Here is a 1,603-nt window from a genome sequence, read left to right as displayed (position 1 = left end):
TTGGCCATCGCCCTGTGAAGGGACTTCTTGGCCGGGTAGGTGTAGATGAAGTGCTGGTTAGTACCTCGCTTGCAATGACGCTGGATACGCCACCCCAAGAAGTCGAGGCCCTGGTCGATATGGGTGATCAGCGTCTTCTCGGCCGACAAGCGCAAGCCCATCGGCGCGAGAACCGCGGCTACTTCATCCCGGATCTCCTCGGCATGCTCGCGGTATCCCGACACCATGACAAGAAAGTCATCCGCGTACCGCACGAGACGGTAGTTGGCGAGCCCCTTCCGGCGTCGGGACCGTCTCACGTGCTCGGCAGCCCGAGGGCCTCCCGCGTGCTGGTCGAAGTGCTCGTCCAGGATCGAGAGGGCCACATTGGCGAGCAGCGGCGACAAGATGCCACCCTGCGGGGTTCCGGTGTCGTTCTCCATGAAAGTTCCGGTCTCCACCAGGATTCCGGATTTCAGGAACGCCTTCACCAGACTGAGCACGCGCTTGTCCCCGATTCGTTCCCGTACCCGGTCCATGAGGGCCGTGTGCGAGATCTCGTCGAAGCACGCCTTGATGTCGCCCTCAACGATCCACTCGTAGGTGGACTTCGCGAAATGGCGAGTCTCGGCTACCGCGTCGTGTGCCCGGCGATTCGGACGGAACCCGTAGGAACACGGGGAGAAATCCGCCTCGAAGATCGGCTCCAACACCAGCTTCAGGGACGCTTGTACCAGTCGGTCCCGGATCGTGGGGATGCCCAGGCGGCGGAGTTTCCCGTTCGCCTTCGGAATCATCCTCTCCTTCACCGGGAGCGGTTGGAACGTCCCCGCTTTGAGCGAGGTGCGTACCTCTGCGAGGAACGCCTCCGCTCCGGACCCCAGTTCAATGGAGGTGACGGTGGAGCCGTCTACTCCTGCTGTTCTGGCGCCCTTATTTCCCCGGACCCGACCCCATGCCACCAGAAGAAAGGCGGGGTCGGTGACCAGATTGAACAGGTCATCGAACTTGCGATCAGGGTCATTGCTGGCCCAGGAGTGCAACTTGGTCTGCATCCTCTGTACCTTGAGGTCCGCCCATTCAATGGCGTCCTCAAGATCGCCGGTATTCACCAGCGTTCTCCAGACATTGTAGAAGCCGTATTGCCGACTTGCTGGCTCCCTTCGCCATGTGGACGGCTTTCCCGTCCTCCGACTACTACGGAACCTCCGCCCCACCCTATGGCCATCAGTCGGCAACGGACCTGTCCCGTTCCCGGAATGGGTATCCGGGTGAGGGACGACCAAAGGCGGTTCCCACGTTCACTTGTCATCGCTTGTCCAGAGAGGCACCCAGCTTTGCCCCGGCAGCATCGCCACGCCTACGCCGCAGGCTTTCAACGTGGCCTCCTCACCGGCCGCTCCGTTCCGGCTTCGGAGTCAGGGGCGGTCATCGACTTCCCCTGTGCACTGCATCCCGGCCCATATCCACCAGATTCGAGCCGGTTCAAGTCTTACGGGACGTCAGGCACTGGTTCACTTTCGTTGTACCTGCTGGACTCGTTCGCCGGACCCACGGCGCCTGGCAGTGTCACCGTGTCCCGGCTTTGTCGGGGCTGCTCTCCGCCCTTCCCTCCGTTCCGAGG

1 protein-coding gene is annotated in these 1,603 nt (G+C 62.1%); it reads right to left on the bottom strand.

Going from position 1 to position 1,603, the window contains the following annotated elements; genetic code table 11:
• On the bottom strand, window positions 1-1,091 hold a 1,091-nt coding region (gene ltrA / locus ACIRVK_RS45505), incomplete at its 3' end, for a group II intron reverse transcriptase/maturase (protein WP_404258053.1).
• Window positions 1,092-1,603: the final 512 nt, after the last annotated feature.

The sequence above is a fragment of the Streptomyces sp. NPDC101152 genome (genome assembly GCF_044768275.1).
Lineage (GTDB): Bacteria > Actinomycetota > Actinomycetes > Streptomycetales > Streptomycetaceae > Streptomyces.
The sequence above is the reverse complement of the archived record's forward strand: the minus strand, read 5'-3'. Positions and strand labels throughout refer to the sequence as shown.